Source organism: Burkholderia cepacia ATCC 25416, assembly GCF_001411495.1.
Classification (GTDB): Bacteria; Pseudomonadota; Gammaproteobacteria; order Burkholderiales; family Burkholderiaceae; genus Burkholderia; species Burkholderia cepacia.
Genome location: NZ_CP012981.1, coordinates 844,982 through 863,320, shown reverse-complemented (window position 1 = coordinate 863,320; position 18,339 = coordinate 844,982). Strand labels below are relative to the sequence as shown.

The window sequence follows — 18,339 nt, the reverse complement described above, 5'->3', positions numbered from 1 at the left end:
GCTTATTCCTGTGCGGTGCTTTCTTCCTGCCACATCTTCAATTGCTCAGGCTCGGCCACTTTTTCAGCCAGTGCCAGGCGACGCAGGTTTTCGAGCGCGTCGAAGTCTGCCCCTGCCCCTGTCGCAGCGTCGGGCAGGTCAAACCCGCTCCATGCCTTACCCACGGGCAGCACTTCGAGCACAGCCTCCAGCGCTGTCAGGAAGGCAGGTTCGTTTGCTAGCCCATGCTTGGTCAGCAGCTCGTTGGCCGACTCCAGAGACGTGCCGCGCACCGTCTTCGCCAATTGATGCAGGGCGTCCATCATCGAGTCGCGCCCGTCTGGCAAGCCCAGTGAGCCTTTGGCTGCGCGGGTGATTGAGTCCCACAGCACGATGTCGGAAGCCTTCTTCTCGGCGAGCTTGCCGATGACATCGCGCTCCATGTCGACGCCGCACACCTTTGCCAGCTTGTTAGCTTCGTCATACGGGAAGACTGGTGCTTCAAAGGCATCCCAGGCGAGCACGAACCAACTCGTTAGATTGTCGAGTTCGACATTGCGTTTGGCGTGCGCCAATTGCGATAGGCGCCAGTTTTTCACTTCAGCGCGGGCTGCCACCAGTGCGTCTTCGGGCGACACCGCGAAGGGGTCGTACTCCTCCTCGAAAATTTCTGCCTGCCGGCGCTTGCGGCGCGTCTGCTCGACATCCTGGCGCGGCGTGCCACGCACCAGCGGCCAGGCTTGCGAGAACACTTCCAGCGCAGGGCCGAAGCAGGAGAGATAGAGGTCTACTCCGCGAATACCGCCCTTCTGGAAAGCGCCGATGCGCTCGCGCACGGCAGCGCGCACCTTTGGTTCCACGTCTTCCCAATAGCGTGTTTCCGCGCCCTGATGATTTAGCGGCCGGCAGACGAGGAAGACGGTCGAGTTGGCGGCCGACTTGTCCTTGATGTGCATGCTGGCCTCGGCCTCCGTGTTCAGCGGCCAGGAAGCCGTGATGGCGAAGCCAGCTTCCATCAGACCCTTGGTCAGCGCATCCCAGGCGCCCGTGGCCTTGTGCGTGAACATGAGGGTAATGATGCCGTCTGGCTTTAGCACGCGACGCATTTCGGCGAAGATGGCTGACATACGATGCTGGTAGTCGCGTCCTGCCAGCACCTTGGCGCCCTTTTCACCCTTGAATTTGGCTGGGTTGGCGACTGCTTCGTTTTCCTTGTCTGTCAGTGGGCGGCGAAAAAACTCCGGATAGGCATAGCCCGCTGTGCGTTTGAGCCAAACGTAGAAGAAATCGGATAGTTCCGCATACATGACATTGTCGTAGTACGGCGGGTCCATCACCACTGCGTCAATGCTAGCGTCGGCAATATGGTCGAGACTGTCGCCCGACTTGCAGGTCAACGTAACCGGCGACGGAACGAATGGCTTGTCTGCCGTCGGAGCACTAAATAAACTGGTTTGGCGTTCTGCAGTACCCGTTGCATCAGGGCGCGCCAACTCAACCAGCTCGCCGATGCATTTGGTGGTCTGTTCGATGGCCCACTCATAGCCCAGGCCGACGATAAGCGGTGGCATTTCGGCGTGCGACCAGCAAAATGCAAAATCGTGACGATTAAACGTATTCGCTATCACCTCTCGGGTCGGCATCCATACGGACATTCGTGAGTTGTAGTTGAGCATCTTGTCGAGTGTCAGCGACAAATATGCAAATGCCGCACTCAGGATGTCATTCCAGCGTCCGCCAGCCTTTTCCTCTTCAATAAGCTCACGAAAAACTTCTACGGCGGTTCCGTGTCCCAGCAACTGACGTGGCGAGAACATGTCTTGCCAGCACTTCATTCCGTACCGAAGCGGCTCTTCAGTTTTATGGCCTAGCGTCACCGCTTCCGTAGGTACCATGTCCAGTGCCTCCCAATCAGGGAGCTTATCGCTGAGACGTGCTTGAACCAACTCAGACAGGTCGTCCTCAGGACGAGGGGCACGATAACCCCGTACCCATTTCTCCTTCGGCTTGCCAGATTTAGTGTGGCCCGTAATGACCTTCTTCTTGAACACGACCGCATAGAGCTGCTCACCCATGCGGCCGGCCTGGGCCTCCATCTTGATGTGGTCGCCAGAAATCAATCGTGCACAGTCCTTGAACGGACAGGTTGCGTCTCCACCAGAAACGGTTCCTGCGGATTGCTCTTTCGCCTTGTTGACGATGGAAAAGCTGACGTGGCGCGATTTGTCGCCCACGCCGGCTCCTTGACTCGGATTCAAGCGAACACCGGTACCATCCGGCGCAAGTCGCCAGTTGGGCGACAACGGGACGAGGCCATCACAGTGCGGGCAACGAACAGTGCGGGCCCACAAATAGCCAAGAACCTGAGCTTGGTCGGGCTCTGGAGCGAACAGACCAGTGAACCTGGGTTCAGCCATTTCGAGAAATCGCGTAGCAATCCTCTTAAACTCAACCTGAACACTAGTTCCATACTTCAATGGAAATTCATAAGTTCCGCGCTGAACGAGTACAGCAACCGGATTCAAATCATTGGCTTGCGTGGCAAGGCCGAGACGAAGCGATTCAAATGGGATGCTTCCACCTCCTGCAGTCGGGTCCAGGACCGCAGGAGTACCCGGAGCAACCCGAGCTATTTCAGATTGCAACCACTCTTTTTCTTCTGGGCTTGGTAGGTACTTGAACGCGCGCTCGTACCCATAGGGATTTAGCCCCAAGTCTTCGCCCGTTTTTTTTGCACGGTCAATGCGGCGGCGAGTTGCGACGGGGTCGCCATGTATTCCTAACGTGTGCAAAAACCTACTATGGTCCGCATCCTCCGGTAACAAAGAGGCCAGAATGGCCGCCCGCGAGGCAACAAGTGGGCGACGCGCCCACCACACGTGCAGGTAGTAGGTGGGTGGTAGCGCCGTCATCGAGCGGCGTTCGCGCACGCTCTCTTCGCCGAGCGCCGCAATCGGCAACCAAGACTCAATCAGACGGCGGCTCATCGCAAACCTCCGTCCGAGTTCACCACGCGCGTGGCGATAAAGAATTTGTCTGGTTGGGTCATATGTTTTAGTCTTCCTGGGTCTGTTCGGGCACGTAGGTGTAACGGGCGCCGCGGCCATGGCCACTTAGTAGTACACCTTCTGTTTCGAGTTCGTGAATGAGACGGTTGACCTGCAAGCGGCTGTAGGCTGTGACTGTGCGGATGTCGGCGTTGGTAAGACCTGGCTCGCCACGCTTGGTACGCTGCTTGAGCATGTTGAGCACGCGCGTCTTGGCAACATCCCAGTCGATGCGCTGGTCACGCTCTGCGTGACCCAGCCCTTCCAGCCGCCGATGTAGGCCAGGCTTCATCCGCCACCAGGTACCACGCCCCACGCCACCTCGCTCGAGGTAGTCGAAGACTTGCACCATCTCGTCGAGAATGTCGCGCATCTCCACATCGCGCCGCTGGCAAAGCTCGGCAGCGGTTGGTGTGTCTACTTCGGGGTGGCTCAGCAAGTAGCGCAGCACTAGCAGATGGTCCACGTCGAGCACGCGGCCTGCCTTACCCTCTTCAGCAATGAACTGGCGGAAGGGCTGGGCAGTTTCCTGGCGCTTGAAAACTACACGGACCGCACTTTCTTCGTCGATGATGTGCGGCGGCTCCTTGCCCTCAATGAGCATGGATTCGAACATGCGACCAATACCCAGATTGCTCCGGTTCACCAAACGGAGCTTGGCCAGGGCCTGCACCAGCAATGGATTCCGGGCTAATGGCGGATGGTGGAGGATGTTGGTCGGTGTAATGCCTCCGACCAATCCACCAGGGTTGGTGATTTCCAGGCGCCTTGGATATTGTTTTACGAGCACTGGACTCGCGAGTCTCAAATCGAGGTGCGACAAGGCATTCAGCAAAGCCTCACGCAATGCAATCGTTGGATAGGCACGGTACTCCAGGTGATAGAGTCCGTGCTCGACTGTCGTGATGGGATTGTCCGCATTGATGATGGTCTCCAGCGCAGACAAGGCCAAAGGCAGTGCAAGCGCATTCTGCTCGCGGCCATCCGCGCGGTTGTCATAGACGGTGGCGCTGCGCATGCGTTCATGCGTCCAGCTGAAATTCGGCAGATGCCGTGCAATGGCGTCGGTCTGCCCGGCAATGAGCAAACCGGCGCGCGTCAGGCGCCCTTCGCGCAACAGGTCGAGTGAGGCAAGCAGGTCGAGGTCAGTCCGCCGCAGCAGGTCCGCAGGAGCTTGCTCTTCACGTGCCAGGTCGCGCAAGCGTTCCATGGCGGCCGCCGAGATAAGCGCTTCGGGCGCTTCCGGGAGCGTGCTTGCTGTGTAGTCGGCGCTGCCACGCTCGACCATCAGTTTGTCGCGCAGGTCGCCAGTGAGCGGCACACAGTCGCGGCCCTTGCGTACGGAACCACTGCCAGAGGTGTTGGTGTAAGGTGGCAGACCCCCATATACCTGCATGATGAATAACCGGCCGGTGCCTTCTGGCACAGGCAGTTCGAACACCTCAGGCGTGAGCTTGGGCGCTGTACGCTCGTAAATGTCGTGCTTGAGTTGATGGCTATCGGCCTCCGACGGCACGCCGATGATGGCCTTGACCCGACCGACCACTCTGTCCCGCACGCCGAATACAACTGTGCCGCCGCCGCCATTGGCCATGCAAACAGCGATATCGACGGCGAGCCGGATGGCCTGTTTGGGCTCGGCCGGCCATTCCTTGAAATCGAGGTCCTGGGCCTCGAGGGCATCGGCTTCCTCGACCTCCAATCGCTCAAGGAGTGCGCGGACTTCAGTGACTTCTCGCATGTGCGTGCTTTAACGGCTCGGCTCAATCAATAGGAAACGCAGCGCCATCAGCACACGTCGGGGATGTTTGCGATGCATCGCCATGCCAAGCCAGTAAGCGGCTTCTTCCTTGGTCATCGCTTCTATGCCTGCAGCTACGGCAGCGATGTGCTCGCGATTGCGCATCGGTGCCAGCACACGGAGGAGCAGGCCGAGATTGATGGCCATATCCTCGTCGATGGGAACACGCAAAGCGTCAATCGCAGGTAGGTTCAGGAGGTCGATACGTACCTGCTTCATACGACGCAGCAGGCGGTGCTCGATAAGCGAGAGGTTGCGGCCACGCAGCCCGGCGATGTAAGTGGGCTGTTTGATGTGCGGCGTGGCGCTGGCCGGCAACTGCCAGATTTCGATTTCCATGTCGGCGCCGGCGAGGCGACGCGCACGCAGCTCGTAGTGCGGAAGCGCCGAATGTTGTTTGCTGCTCACGCTACGCAATGTGGTGACTTTTCCCATAGGACCTCCTTGATTCTCTACGCGTCTATGCCGGTCGCAATGACTTGTGCCGAAGTCGACACGAGTCGTGTCAGTCGCTGGATAAGTCCGTCCGCAGATGCGCTTTGCACCTGTAGCGGAGGCTCGAAACACAGGATAAAGGTCACGGAGGCGTCGCTATCGCTAGCGGCGCGAAACTGCGGTTCGAGATAGTCCTTGAGCACGATGGCGTCATCAATGTCACCCCGGAACTCAAACTCCGCGGTTGAGCCGGCCGCAGTCTCGAATGATGCCTCCAGCTCAACGCGCTTCTGGGCATTCGGCACAGACTTGACTAGGGGCATGAGCTTCAAGGAATCGCCTTTGTCGAAAGGCTTGATGGTCATCGTTGCTAACGCCTGAATCTTGTTGTGCTGCGCTTTCTCAAAGACCTGAGTCAGCGCGGCCTTGAGAACGTCTTCGGCTTCGACAGAGTTGGGCGAGCGCACTGTCGACGGCGGCGTACCGGCCCCGGTGCTGCGATGGCCGCCAGGCGACGTGCTGGCTCCTATGCTGCTGCCGGAGCTGTTTTCACTGCCACCGCCCCCTCCTGCCGGGGGTGTCGGCGCTGGACGTGGCCAGATGTTGTTGTCGCGGGCGTAAGCCGTGGTATAGAGAAAGGACTGCTCATCGACCTTAATTTCGGCGTGCGGGTCACCCTTGCCGCGCAGCAATTCACCGGACTGATAGACGAAGACATCCTGGTCGATGCCGAGGCGGATGCCTTTAATAAATACGTCATCGCCGACTAGCATCGGCAACGAGGGGTCCTGGCGGAACTCGGTACGCAAGGCGGCCGTTGTGATTTGGCCTTTCTTGAGTGGGGTGCGGTCGCGCACGTATACGGGCGAGTCCGGTTGGTCGGTTGGCAAGCGCAATTTGCTCACGTTCTGGAGTTGTGTCACGACTTGTCGTTGACCATCGCCAGGGCGGTCTGATGCGGTCTGAATATCGACCACTGTGTGCGCGAGGTCGCACGAAGCTCCATCAATCCGGTTGCGCGACGGATAGAAGATGTGGCGAAAGCACTGCTGGACAGCCACTGCGAGCTCCTGCTTGGAACGCTCGTGCAATTCCCGCAGCTTATCGACCTGGTAGTCCGCCAGGTCCTTGAGCTTGTCTGTCTGGCGAAGCGTTTCGAGCGCGATGTTCCGCAGCATCTTCGCTTTCATGTTAGGCGTACCAGCGGCATCCGCGACTAGGAAGATGAGGTTGTTGCGGTTGTGGCGCCAGTCGTTGCCGCCGCCCTTATGCAGATAGATTCGCTCGACCAGCGGTTCGATGCGCACGGCGTCGCTGTATACCTGCACGGCGTCGTAACCGAGCATGACGAGGTACGGGCGGCCGCTGCCATCGTCATCGGCTACATCGTGCGGGCCGGAGGCAAACGGGACGAGATTCAGGTTCGAGCCCGCGAACAGGTCACGGATGTAGCTGTTGAGGCGCGTACGCACTTCGTCGCGGTCGGTATTGGTTTCTTCCCGCCGGATGATTTGCGTGAGATTCGCTTCCGCGAGGAAACGCAACGGAGCACCCGGACGGTCATCCAGGTAGGCCGAATCCGTCACGAAACGCTTGCGAGCGTCGTCAATGAACGCGATGTCTGTGCCAGGGCCAAGAATCGCGTAGCGCAGTTCTTCCGCATTCAGACCACGAAGGGTCTCATTGAACGCCAAGGTATGCATGAAAGCGCAGCGCGCAACGTAAGAACCGTAAGTGGGAAGCCCTCTGAACGGCCCAGCGTCGAGTTGTTCTGCCAAGGCAGGCGTGGTGTCGACAGCTGCAATTTCGCCCTTGATGGCCGGCACATAAATGTCCTGCTTCAAGCGCGTGATGAGTTCGAGGCGGATGGGCTCAAAGCCCAGGTCGATGTGCTGCGTCTGAATCGCGTAGGCGTCAGCGGGCTGTAGCTCCCACAACCGTGCGACAGTGCGCGCCAGTAGACGCAGCATGCCACGCACGCGCTGGAAATTACCCAGAGTGCCAGTCTTCTGGGTGAGAACTTTGACGAGCTCTGGATGTAGCGGATAGCCGGCCCGGAACTCATCCATACGTCTATCTTGTGCCGGCGCGGGTGGAAGTTGCTCGCGATTGCCGTCCCAGAGGGCTTTGTACTGTGTGATGACCTGTTCGGCCTTGTCACGGTCGATATGCGCGAACAAACGTCGGCAGATAACTTTGACGGTTTCGTCGTCCTCGGTAGGGTCGATAACGGTTGCCTTGCGGGCGGCAACGCTTTCTGCCTCTGCAAAGAACGCTGCGATTTCCTGCGTTTCGCGGGCGTAAGCGTCGGTCGCTTTGCCATCTCTGCCGACCGCTAGAGTGAAGATGAGTGCCGCTTGGGGGCTGCTTTCGACGGCCTTCATCAAAGCCGTGAGGAAGGCGGCAAGTTGTTCGGCCGCACGTTGCACATTGCGCCCTGACACCTTGCGCAAGTAAGGCGCAATTTCATCGACCAAGATGAGCGCGGGCTCACCGCCGATGAGTTCGCGTAAGGTATCCGCGCCGGGGGCAATACCTTCACGGTCACTTGCCTCGACTAGGCGATAGCCTTCGGCGCCACCCAAGGCGTAGGCCAACTCGCCCCAGGGCGTATGGGCGCGAATATCATCTCCGAGCCGACGTCCATTCGCCGGGTCAGCGTTCTCACCATCGAACGCAGCAATGCGTACGGGGGATGAAGGTCGCAAGGCAGCCTCGAGAAATTCGTCAGCGTTGGGGACGCTTTGCAGGCCCTGCATGGCATGCGCGAGCGCAATGAGGGTATGGGTCTTACCGCCACCGAATTGCGTGTCCAACCGAAAGATTGCGCCAACCTGTTCCGCGCGACCGAGCACGCGGAGCGCCACCAGCTTGAGGACATTCTTCAACCCCTTGGTCGGATAGGTATTGGCGAAGAAGAGCGCAGGGAGCTTGTATTCGTCAGGCGCATCCCCCTTGAGCACTTGCGCCAGGTCGGCAGCAAAATCGCTTTCTCGCAGGGCCCCTTTGAGAACGTCGGCACGGGGTTCACAAATGGCGAACAGATTGTCGGTCATGAGGGTCTGCTTTGTATTGGATTGTGTAAATGTATCAGAAAAATGTATCGCGATACATTTGAAAAGGAAGCAAAAGGTTTCCGTGCGGCGCGCGTGCACGTGCAGCCGGGCGCCGTCCTTTGGCGGCTCGGCTGCGACAAGCCAGGAGCCTCATTGACTTAGAACCCCGGCAGCGACCGTTGGCGCGAGCTGGGTATCGCCGCATCATCCCAAAGCTTTGTCGCGAGAGGATGGCGGGAGAGGTGGATGAGTCGGTAGAGTGGTCCCTTATTCATATTGACGAACAACGGCTTGCTCTGTGCGACCTGCATCTTCGTCAGGTCAGTCACAAGAGTTTCCCAGTATTGCAAGTAAGCACCCACTTGTTCCGTAAGCACCCGGGGAAGTCATCTTGATCGCGTTAGGCGCGAAGGCGAGGATCGTGTCCATCTAAATTTTTAATGGACAGATGTACACGATGGATGAGACCGAGGTGATGCAGGAGGTTGTGCAACCGACGCGACGTCGGCGGCACAGCAAGGAGTTCAAGGCACAGGTGATCCGTGCGGCGATGCAGCCAAACGTGTCGATCGCGGCGGTAGCGCTGCACTACCGCCTGAATGCCAACATGCTGCGAAGCTGGGTGGCCGCCCAGGAAGAACGGGATGCGGCCGAAGCTGCCCGCAAGTCGATGAGCGCGCCATCGGCAGAGTTTGTGCCGTTACAGCTTGAGACGTGCGGGGCTGCATCTGGGGCGACGGAGATCCAGATCGAGGTACGTCGGGGTGCGGCGACGGTGACCGTGCGTTGGCCGTTATCGTCGGCCAGTGATTGTGCGCTCTGGTTGCAGGGATGGCTGCGGTGATCCGCATCGACGCGATATGGCTGGCGACCGAACCGCTGGATATGCGTGCCGGCGCCGATACGATTCTGGCGCGTGTGGTGAAGGTGTTCGGCGCAGCGCGCCCTCACCATGCTTACCTGTTCGCCAACAAGCATTCGACGCGCATGAAGGTACTCGTCTATGACGGCTTCGGAATCTGGCTGGCTGCGCGTCGTCTGAACAAGGGCCGGTTCGTCTGGACGAACGGCCACGAAGCAATCGCCGTCGCGTTGAATCCCGAACAGTTGCGGGCGCTCGTGACGGGGCTGCCGTGGCAGACCCTGACGCACGATCACGTCATCTGCGTGGTGTAACGCGTCGTCGGTGCCGTAAACAGTTTCGCTTCCGTGGCGGTGCCGGCTCTGGCAGACTGGGCCGTATGAACCTGCCCGCCGACCTCGATGCCCTTAGCCCGGAGCAACTGCGCACACTGGCCGCTCAGTTGATGACCCAGGTCGGCGAGACGCAGCGTGAACTGCACTACCGTCAAACGCGTATCGATCAACTGACGCACGAACTCTCCGTGCTCAAGCGCCTGCAGTTCGGCAAACGCAGCGAGCAGCTTGATACCGAACAGATGAGCCTGCTCGACGAGGCGATCGATGCAGACCTGGCGGCACTGGAAGCCGAGCTCGAACAGCTTCAACCGGCCACGCGTGCCGCTGGGCCTGGGCAACAGCCGAAGCGTGTGCCCTTGCCATCGAAACTGCCGCGTACGGACATCCATCACGAGCCGGAAGACACCACGTGCCAGTGCGGTTGCCAGCGGGAGCGCGTGGGCGAAGACATCAGCGAGAAGCTGGACTATGCGCCAGGCGTGTTCACAGTCGAGCGGCATATCCGCGGCAAGTGGGCCTGTCGGCACTGCGGGACCCTGATCCAGGCACCGGTCCCGCCTCACGTCATCGACAAGGGTATCCCGACCACCGGGCTGTTGGCGCAGGTGCTGGTTGCCAAATATGGCGACCACCTGCCGCTGTATCGGCAGGAACGCATCTTTGCTCGCGCGGGCCTGGCGATCCCGCAATCGACGCTCGGCGCGTGGGTCGGCATCTGCGGCGTACGGCTGCAACCGCTGGTCGATGCGCTTCGCGAAGCGCTCCTGCAGCGCGACGTGCTGCACGCCGACGAGACGCCGGTGCAGATGCTGTCGCCCGGCAAGGGCAAGACGCATCGGGCTTACCTGTGGGCGTACAGCACGACGCCATTCGCCGATCTGAAGGCCGTGGTCTACGACTTCGCCGGCAGCCGTGCCGGCGAACATGCCCGAAAGTTCATGGGTGTGTGGCGTGGCAAGCTCATGTGCGATGACTATGGCGGCTACAAGGCTGGATTCGAACTGGGCATCACGGAAATCGGATGTGTCGCTCACGCGCGCCGGAAATTCTACGAGCTGCACGTCAACCACCAGAGCCAGATCGCCGAGCAGGCGCTGAAATACTTCGGCGCACTCTACGACGTCGAGCGTGACGTCGCCGAACTGAAGCCTGATCGAAGACAGGCCATCCGCCAGCAGCGATCCAGGCCCGTTGCCGATGCGTTGCACGCCTGGATGGTGACCCAGCGCAAGCTCGTTGCCGAAGGATCGGCGATCGCGAAGGCGCTCGACTACAGCCTGAAGCGTTGGGAAGCGCTCACGCGCTATCTCGATGACGGGCACGTGCCCATCGACAATAACTGGCTGGAGAACCAGATTCGACCATGGGCGACTGGCCGCTCGAACTGGCTGTTCGCCGGCTCACTGCGCGCGGGGCAACGTGCAGCCGCGATCATGAGCCTGATCCGGTCGGCGCAGCTTAACGGCCATGATCCGTACGCCTACCTGAAAGACGTGCTCACCCGACTGCCCACGCATCGTGCCGACGACATCGCGTCGCTGCTTCCGCATCGCTGGTCGCTCGCCGCGGCTTGATCAGCGGTACCTCACGAGCCTCGGTGCCTTTACCGGGGGCTTACCTTGTTCCCGCTTGGGGACCATATCAAGCCGAAGGTTGTTGCGCCAACCGGGCGCTGCTGCATCCAACCTGGAGCTGGTCAGATTAAAGTCAGCACCGATGTTTCGCTGAACATCCATCACGCTGAAGTGAATCAAAATGTCGATGTTCCGCCGCGTTGACAACTTGCGGATAATCTCGAAATCCAGATGTTCGATGTTGAATGGGTCGAGGAAGGCGAAGTGCAGTCCGGCCGGAAGCGCGTCGAGCACCCAGTCGACGGTTTCAGAGGCTTTTCCGACACATGCTTGGATGTTGGCGCCTGCGGAGCGAAGTCGGGTTGCGCATGCGTCTACGCTGTCCGCGTTTGCATCAGCGATGTAAATCTCGTTGAACGGAGCACGGCCCTTTTTCGACATGTGCCATGCCGACAACACTCCACCGTCCGAGATTGTTTTTGAATCTCGGTTCATGACGCGTCCCGGACCAGAGAAAAGGTCAATGAACGACGCGTAGGGCCACTTCCCACGAGCCATTCGGGCGGCGTCGACATAGCGTGACAGCGCCACGTGCTTGTCTTCAGACCATGCGCCTACCTTCATGACCGGCAAACCATCGGCCGGGTCGATAGCAACCCCGTCATCGTGCTTGCTATTCATGTTTTGTGTCCCGTTTTTTGGTCTTAATGGGGAGTTTAACTAGTATGCCGCTATTTCGAAATGTTCACTAAAATCTGATAATCTGTTGAGAGACCAAGAGCCCCTCATTACACAACGAATGGCAAAGACAGACGATAAGTATCTGTGGCAAGTCGGGCAGCGGCCGCCGATTCTCGACCAGCATAGTGCCGTAAAGCATTCGATTGTCGAAGAATACGTTCAGCAATACATCGAGACACTGATGTCTTTGCCGACCATGCCCAAGCTAACTTTGACGTTAGTCGACGGTTTCGCCGGTGGCGGGGAGTATCTCAGCGAGGTGGCCGAATCTGTCGATGGCACGCCACCGTTGATGATGCGCGCAACCCACCTGGCTCGCGCTAACTTAAATGTTGGCCGTCGTATGCCACGTGAGGTAGATGCGGAGTTTTTCTTTGTAGAGAAGCGGCCAGAATCAGCGGAGTATCTTCGCCGCCATTTGGAAAAGCGGCGAGCCGAAGGGGCTATCGCGGACCTAGATTACCAGCGGACGACCGTCCGAAATGCTGGCTTTCTTGACGAGCTTCCGAAAATCGTTGAGCGTATCAAAGCGCGGCGCAGTGGTGGGCGTGCGATATTTTTGCTTGACCAGTACAGCTACAACGCCATACCGATGAGTAGGCTTCGATGGTTGATGACGGAGCTACCAAACGCTGAGGTCATCATGACCTTCAACGTCGATTCTCTTCTCACATACATCAGCAACAGAGAGCCGAATCGAAGGGCGGTCCGAGGAGTTGACCTTGAAGAATACATCCCGTGGGAGCAACTGGGGCAAATTAAGGCGCAGTTTGGCCGTGCAGCGCTACAACGGTACGTCGCCCATGGCATCAAAGCCGAGACGGGGGCGCCGTATATGACATTGTTCTTTGTGCGGCCTGCTTCAGCCAACCCATGGAGCTACTGGTTGGTACACTTATCGCGGGTCTACAAGGCGCATGACGTCATGAAGTCGCTGCATTGGGAGCATTCAAGCGAGTTCGGGCACGAGCTTGAGCCCGGACTCTTCATGCTTGGCTATAACCCGAAGCGCGATGAGCAATACAACGGACAGGCGTCCCTTCTGTTTGATAGAAGTGGGGAGGAACGCTGTATCGAAACGCTGACCGATGACCTTGGTCGCAAATTATCAGGGGAGCAGCAGCCGCTCACGGTCGCGCAACTGTTCTCGAAAAACATCTCGAACACCATTGCGGACGAGACCCGTTTGCAGAAGGTGCTTCGAAGCCTGCACTCCTCTGGCACCATCGTAGTGTCGAGCAAAGAAGACCGAGCGCGGCGACCATCTAAGCGGTATAACGCAACCGATATCGTCGAATACTCGCCGCAGCGGCACTTCTTCTAAGCCTGCGTCGTCAAGTAAGCAAAACTCGCTCAGGCATATCGTCCCAAGTGCGCCCTTGAAGAAGGCGGCCATTCGCGGTCTTGGAGCGGCGCACACCGTCGCTCCCCCATGTGCCCCATTGCTTGAAGAAGAACTTCACGCCTTGCTCGTCACACTGGACCTTGACGTTCTGCACCCAGTCTTCGAGCATCGGGCGCGCCTTCGGGCCGGATTCCCCGCCGACGATGACCCAATCGATGTTCTCGAGATTCAGTGTGCCTAGGTCTTCAAGCAGCGGCTCGACGGACAAGAAGCGAACACCGCCTTCCACACGACGCAGCTCGTCGATTCTCGGTAGACCATACCGGCGGTCCTCGACGGTTACCCCGAGCCATGCATTCACCGGCACTTCTCGACGGCTGCAATAGGTCGCCAGGCGCTCGGCGCGCTTTGTGAGTATCTGGAAAGTGTGCTGAGGGCATGCTCGAATCGAATCGAACACCTTCGTGATGTAGGCATCCGGAACGGAGCGATGGAAAAGGTCCGACATCGAATTGACGAAGTAGACCGTCGGGCTTTTCCGCTTCAACGGTTCGTCCAAGCGGTTAGGCAGAACAGTCAGTTTGAAGCCGTTCTCATAGCCCGGGGTGCCCATGGCATGCAGACGCTTCGCCATGCCTTCGGCGTAACAGTTCTTGCAGCCCTTGGAGATTTTCGTACAACCCACGGTCGGGTTCCACGTGCGCTCCGTCCACTCAATCTTGCTTTGCCCACCGCTCATTGTTCGACCTCTCAATTAGGTTGCGATTTTATCGGGCTTCCTGCGGTCGCTACGAAATAGCCATACTTTCGTCATGTCGTCGCAATTATCTCGATGCCTATATGCGACAAGCGAGTGAAAAGAATCAGGCTTCCCCGTCAGGTGCCTGGGTAGTATAGGAGTGTGACTGTATATTTATACAGTAAATGAGTAAATATGATGACGAGAGAAAAGGGAATAGGTGTGCGCTATGTGCCGGATTAACGGGGGTAGCCGCCAGCGAGCGTGTGGCGAAGGGACCTTGGGATGTCACCGTCCTCGTCGCCAATAGTCGCCCCACGTATCACCGGGTACACCGATACCCGTCTGACCAGCATGGGAAGCCGGCGGACACCATGCTGTCGCGCGCGCAATAGCCTTCGGAAACACAGGCGAGAACCGCGGACGTTCGGAGGCGCAAGGAGTCGGTCGAGAACGCCACCTTATAACTATCGCATAGACTGAAAAACAACGGCCACCTCGCTGAGGTGGCCGTTGTTCTTGCGGACGTGACGCCTGCTAGTTGCTGGCCGTCTGAGCTATCGGAGCGCATCCATTAATAAACGTCTCAATGGATGCTTCCCAAAATCTCACCTTTTGGTTCCCGCTACATTACCGCTCAAACATCAATATTCCCCGCCCGCAACGCATTCGACTCGATAAACGCCCGCCGCGGCTCGACATCATCCCCCATGAGGGTAGTAAAGATCCCATCCGCCGCAATTGCGTCTTCGATCTGCACACGCAGCAGACGCCGCACCGCCGGATCCATCGTCGTTTCCCACAGCTGCTCGGGGTTCATCTCCCCCAGCCCCTTATACCGCTGCTTCGAAACGTTCCGCTCGGCATCCGCCAACAGCCACTTCATCGCGCTCTTGAAGTCAGCCACGGCCATGCTGCGCTCCCCGCGCTTGATAACCGCACCTTCCCCAATTAGCCCCTTGAACGTATTCGCCGTCGTCACGAGCTGCTGATAATCCGCCGTGTGCTGGAATTCCTGGTCGATGACCGAAACTCGCACGTTGCCGTGATGCGTGCGTTCGACATGCAGCGCCCGCTGTTCGCGAACCGCGTCATACGAAGGCACAACCCGCACTTCGTTCTTCAGCGCTTCGTCATGCAACGCAGCGTGCAGCGCCTTCGCCGAAGCCTCAGTCGAAGCCTCAGTTGAGAGATCGATCACCACCCCATCCATGACGGCTTCCAGCGCAGCCGGGTCATACAACCGGCTCAACCGCTCGATCACGCTCTGCGACAGCAGATACGACCGTGCCAACTCCCCAAGCGCATCGCCCGAAATCGCCGCCGCGTTCTCACCCGGCACCAGCTCCGACCCTTGCAGCGCCAACCGCAGCATATGCGCGTTGAGCTCCACGTCATCCTTCAGATACCGCTCGTCCTTGCCCGCCTTGATCTTGTAAAGCGGCGGCTGCGCGATATACACATAGCCGCGCTCGATCATGTCCGGCATCTGGCGATACAGGAACGTGAGCAGCAGCGTCCGGATGTGCGCACCGTCGACGTCCGCGTCGGTCATGATGATGATGCGGTGATAGCGCAGCTTGTCGAGGTTGTAGTCTTCCTTGCCGATCCCGCACCCAAGCGCGGTCACGAGCGTGACGATCTGTTCCGACGACAGCAGCTTGTCGTAGCGTGCCTTCTCGACGTTCAGCACCTTGCCGCGCAGCGGCAGGATCGCCTGGAACTTCCGGTCACGCCCTTGCTTCGCCGACCCACCTGCCGAGTCACCCTCGACGATGTAGATTTCGCACTTCGCCGGGTCTTTCTCCTGACAGTCCGCGAGCTTGCCGGGCAGGCCAACGCCATCGAGCACGCCCTTACGGCGCGTCATCTCGCGAGCCTTCCGCGCAGCATCCCGCGCCCGCGCGGCCTCAACAATCTTCCCGCAAATGATCTTCGCGTCGATCGGCGTTTCCAGCAGGAATTCTTCCAACGCCTTCGCCACAACTTCCTCAACCGGCGCACGAACCTCGGACGAAACCAGCTTGTCCTTCGTCTGCGAGCTGAACTTCGGCTCCGGCACCTTCACGGAGAGCACGCACGACAGCCCTTCGCGCATGTCGTCGCCGGTCGTCTCGACCTTCGCCTTCTTCGCGATTTCGTTGTCGGTGATGTACTTGTTGATGACGCGCGTCATCGCGGCCCGCAGGCCGGTCAGGTGCGTGCCGCCGTCGCGCTGCGGAATGTTGTTCGTGAAGCACAGCACGTTTTCGTTGTAGCTGTCGTTCCACTGCATCGCGACTTCGACGCCCACGCCGTCCTTCTCGCCGTTGGCGAAGAACACCGTCGGGTGCAGGTTGGTCTTCGTCTTGTTGATGTACTCGACGAAGCCCTTCACACCGCCGGCGAACGCGAAATCGTCTTCCTTGCCCGAGCGCAGGTCGGTCAGACGAATCCGCACGCCGTTGTTCAGGAACGAGAGCTCGCGCATCCGCTTCGCGAGGATGTCGTAGTGATACTCGACCGTGCCGAAAATGGTCGGATCGGCCATGAAGTGCACTTCGGTGCCGCGGTTCTCGGTGTCACCGGTCACGAGCATCGGCGACACTTCCACGCCGTCCACCACCTCGAGCACGCGATCCTGCGCGACGCCGCGGTGGAATTCCATGAAGCGCTTCTTGCCGTCGCGGCGCACGGTGAGGCGCAGCCAGCTCGACAGCGCGTTCACGCACGACACGCCCACGCCGTGCAGGCCGCCGGACACCTTGTAGCTGTTCTGGTCAAACTTGCCGCCGGCGTGCAGCTCGGTCATCACGATTTCCGCCGCACTGCGCTTCGGCTCGTGCTTGTCGTTCATCTTCACGTCGGTCGGGATCCCGCGGCCGTTGTCGGTCACGGAAATCGAGTTGTCGGCGTGAATCGTCACGTGGATGTCGTTGCAGTACCCGGCCAACGCTTCGTCGATCGAGTTGTCGAGCACCTCGAACACGAGGTGGTGCAGACCGGTGCCGTCAGACGTGTCGCCGATGTACATCCCGGGGCGCTTGCGCACCGCTTCCAGACCTTCGAGGATCTGGATCGACGAGGCGCCGTAGCTGCTGTTATCGGGTTGCGAATTGTGCTGTTCACTCATGGATATCTTCCGGTTCTGCGAGGCCACTCAGGTGGCGGCGCGGTGCGTTTCAGCGAAGGAAATCGCCGGGCCGCTCCAGTTTCCTGGCCCGCCCAAGTGCCGAAAAGGCACTAAAAGGGCGGGTTGTCGGTTCGCCATAAAAACGCCAAAGGGGCTTGCCGCCCCCTGGTGTGTGTCTTGATGTCGTGCGCGTCAGATGCGCATCGGCATCACGACATACTTGAACTCGTCGTTCTCGGGCACGGTAATCAGCGCGCTCGAGCTGGCGTCGCCGAGGCTCACCTGCACGGTGTCGACCTTCAGGTTCGCGAGCACGTCGAGCAGATACGTGACGTTGAAGCCGATGTCGACGGTATCGCCCTGGTAGGCGATTTCGAGTTCTTCCTGCGCCTCTTCCTGATCGGCGTTGGTCGACATGATCTTCAGCTGGCCCGGCGCGATGATGCAGCGCACGCCCTTGAACTTGTCCGAGGTCAGGATCGCCGCGCGCTGCAGCGAACGCTGCAGTTCTTCACGGCCGATCTCGAACGTGTTCTTGTGCGCCTTCGGGATCACGCGCTGGAAGTCGGGGAACTTGCCCTCGACGAGTTTCGACACGAGCTCGACCTGGCCGAACGTGAACTTGGCCTGGGTTTGCGCGATGTCGATGGTGACGGTGTCGTCGATGTCTTCGAGCAGGCGCTGCAGCTCGAGAATCGTCTTGCGCGGCACGATGACTTCCTGGCGGCCGAACGTGCCGCCTTCGAGCTTCATCGACGAGAACGCGAGGCGGTGGCCGTCGGTGGCCACGGCCATCAGCTGGTCGCCGTCGACGACGAGCAGCATGCCGTTCAGGTAGTAGCGGATGTCCTGCTGCGCCATCGCGAAGTGCACCATGCCGAGCAACTGGCGGAACGACTTCTGCGGGACGGTCAGCGTGGCGCCGAAATCCTTCGCCTGCGCGACGGTCGGGAACTCGTCGGCCGCCAGCGTCTGCAGTGCGAAGCGGCTCTTGCCCGATTGAACGGTGATGCGCTTGTCGGCGAGCGACAGCGTGACCTGGCCGTCAGGCATCGCGCGCAGGATGTCGAGCAGCTTGCGGGCCGCGACGGTGGTCGCGATCTGGTCGCCGCCGACGCCGAAATCGGCGCGCGTGGTGATCTGCAGCTCCAGGTCGGTCGACAGGAATGAAACGTCCGGGCCGTTCTTGGTGATCAGCAGGTTGGCGAGGATCGGCAACGTATGGCGGCGTTCGACGATGCCGCTGACCGTTTGCAGCGGCCTGAGGAGGGTGTCTCGTTCGGTCTTGACCAGTTGCATAGAGTTCCTTC

Annotated in this window: 12 protein-coding genes; 4 read left to right on the top strand and 8 right to left on the bottom strand. The window is 59.5% G+C overall.

The window, feature by feature from the left end; all coding sequences use genetic code 11:
- Nucleotides 1–2 precede the first annotated feature (2 nt).
- From APZ15_RS03900 to APZ15_RS03885, 4 genes are all read right to left on the bottom strand, one after another.
- On the bottom strand, nt 3–2,966 hold the full coding sequence (locus tag APZ15_RS03900; protein ID WP_027788791.1) for a DUF1156 domain-containing protein: 2,964 nt from the start codon (nt 2,964–2,966) through the stop codon (nt 3–5).
- A gap of 67 nt (nt 2,967–3,033) precedes the next feature.
- Nucleotides 3,034–4,767, bottom strand: coding sequence for an ATP-binding protein (locus tag APZ15_RS03895; protein WP_027788792.1), 1,734 nt, complete (start codon nt 4,765–4,767; stop codon nt 3,034–3,036).
- 9 nt (nt 4,768–4,776) lie between these two features.
- Complete coding sequence (locus APZ15_RS03890) at nt 4,777–5,262, bottom strand: DUF7680 family protein (RefSeq protein ID WP_034195836.1); 486 nt, start codon at nt 5,260–5,262, stop codon at nt 4,777–4,779.
- Nucleotides 5,263–5,279: 17 nt separating this feature from the next.
- Nucleotides 5,280–8,318 carry an ATP-binding protein gene (locus APZ15_RS03885; RefSeq protein WP_027788794.1) on the bottom strand — a complete coding sequence of 1,013 codons (3,039 nt, stop codon included), beginning with the start codon at nt 8,316–8,318 and terminating at the stop codon, nt 5,280–5,282.
- Between the two features lie 457 nt (nt 8,319–8,775).
- Between APZ15_RS03885 and APZ15_RS03880 the strand changes: the two genes are divergently transcribed.
- From APZ15_RS03880 to tnpC, 3 genes are all read left to right on the top strand, one after another.
- Entirely contained in the window at nt 8,776–9,162 is a 387-nt protein-coding gene (locus APZ15_RS03880; protein WP_226129905.1) for a transposase, read from the top strand.
- On the top strand, nt 9,150–9,494 hold the full coding sequence (tnpB, locus tag APZ15_RS03875) for an IS66 family insertion sequence element accessory protein TnpB (RefSeq protein WP_133372528.1): 345 nt from the start codon (nt 9,150–9,152) through the stop codon (nt 9,492–9,494). Before APZ15_RS03880 ends, tnpB begins: the two co-directional genes overlap by 13 nt.
- A 65-nt stretch (nt 9,495–9,559) precedes the next feature.
- Entirely contained in the window at nt 9,560–11,092 is a 1,533-nt protein-coding gene (tnpC, locus tag APZ15_RS03870) for an IS66 family transposase (RefSeq protein WP_034195837.1), read from the top strand.
- Here the strand turns inward: tnpC and tcmP are convergent, their stop codons facing one another.
- Nucleotides 11,093–11,773: a three-Cys-motif partner protein TcmP gene (gene tcmP, locus APZ15_RS03865; RefSeq protein WP_051363297.1), complete on the bottom strand. Its 681-nt coding sequence runs from the start codon at nt 11,771–11,773 to the stop codon at nt 11,093–11,095.
- Nucleotides 11,774–11,891: 118 nt separating this feature from the next.
- On the opposite strand from tcmP, the gene APZ15_RS03860 reads away from it, so the two are divergent.
- Nucleotides 11,892–13,157: a three-Cys-motif partner protein TcmP gene (locus APZ15_RS03860; RefSeq protein WP_027788799.1), complete on the top strand. Its 1,266-nt coding sequence runs from the start codon at nt 11,892–11,894 to the stop codon at nt 13,155–13,157.
- A 10-nt stretch (nt 13,158–13,167) separates the two neighbouring features.
- Here the strand turns inward: APZ15_RS03860 and APZ15_RS03855 are convergent, their stop codons facing one another.
- The 3 genes from APZ15_RS03855 to dnaN form a co-directional block, all read right to left on the bottom strand.
- On the bottom strand, nt 13,168–13,917 hold the full coding sequence (locus tag APZ15_RS03855) for a DUF5131 family protein (RefSeq protein WP_027788800.1): 750 nt from the start codon (nt 13,915–13,917) through the stop codon (nt 13,168–13,170).
- 637 nt (nt 13,918–14,554) lie between these two features.
- Nucleotides 14,555–17,029: a DNA topoisomerase (ATP-hydrolyzing) subunit B gene (gene gyrB / locus APZ15_RS03850; RefSeq protein WP_027788801.1), complete on the bottom strand. Its 2,475-nt coding sequence runs from the start codon at nt 17,027–17,029 to the stop codon at nt 14,555–14,557.
- A gap of 192 nt (nt 17,030–17,221) precedes the next feature.
- Nucleotides 17,222–18,328 carry a DNA polymerase III subunit beta gene (gene dnaN / locus APZ15_RS03845; protein ID WP_027788802.1) on the bottom strand — a complete coding sequence of 369 codons (1,107 nt, stop codon included), beginning with the start codon at nt 18,326–18,328 and terminating at the stop codon, nt 17,222–17,224.
- Nucleotides 18,329–18,339: the final 11 nt, after the last annotated feature.

Bases quoted from the DNA above. Each gene is read 5' to 3' on its own strand.
- APZ15_RS03880 (WP_226129905.1), top strand. From the start codon at position 8,776: ATGGATGAGACCGAGGTGATGCAGGAGGTTGTGCAACCGACGCGACGT.
- tnpC (WP_034195837.1), top strand. From the start codon at position 9,560: ATGAACCTGCCCGCCGACCTCGATGCCCTTAGCCCGGAGCAACTGCGC.
- APZ15_RS03895 (WP_027788792.1), bottom strand. From the start codon at position 4,767: ATGCGAGAAGTCACTGAAGTCCGCGCACTCCTTGAGCGATTGGAGGTC.
- tcmP (WP_051363297.1), bottom strand. From the start codon at position 11,773: ATGAATAGCAAGCACGATGACGGGGTTGCTATCGACCCGGCCGATGGT.
- APZ15_RS03885 (WP_027788794.1), bottom strand. From the start codon at position 8,318: ATGACCGACAATCTGTTCGCCATTTGTGAACCCCGTGCCGACGTTCTC.
- APZ15_RS03890 (WP_034195836.1), bottom strand. From the start codon at position 5,262: ATGGGAAAAGTCACCACATTGCGTAGCGTGAGCAGCAAACAACATTCG.
- APZ15_RS03900 (WP_027788791.1), bottom strand. From the start codon at position 2,966: ATGAGCCGCCGTCTGATTGAGTCTTGGTTGCCGATTGCGGCGCTCGGC.
- APZ15_RS03855 (WP_027788800.1), bottom strand. From the start codon at position 13,917: ATGAGCGGTGGGCAAAGCAAGATTGAGTGGACGGAGCGCACGTGGAAC.
- tnpB (WP_133372528.1), top strand. From the start codon at position 9,150: ATGGCTGCGGTGATCCGCATCGACGCGATATGGCTGGCGACCGAACCG.
- gyrB (WP_027788801.1), bottom strand. From the start codon at position 17,029: ATGAGTGAACAGCACAATTCGCAACCCGATAACAGCAGCTACGGCGCC.
- dnaN (WP_027788802.1), bottom strand. From the start codon at position 18,328: ATGCAACTGGTCAAGACCGAACGAGACACCCTCCTCAGGCCGCTGCAA.
- APZ15_RS03860 (WP_027788799.1), top strand. From the start codon at position 11,892: ATGGCAAAGACAGACGATAAGTATCTGTGGCAAGTCGGGCAGCGGCCG.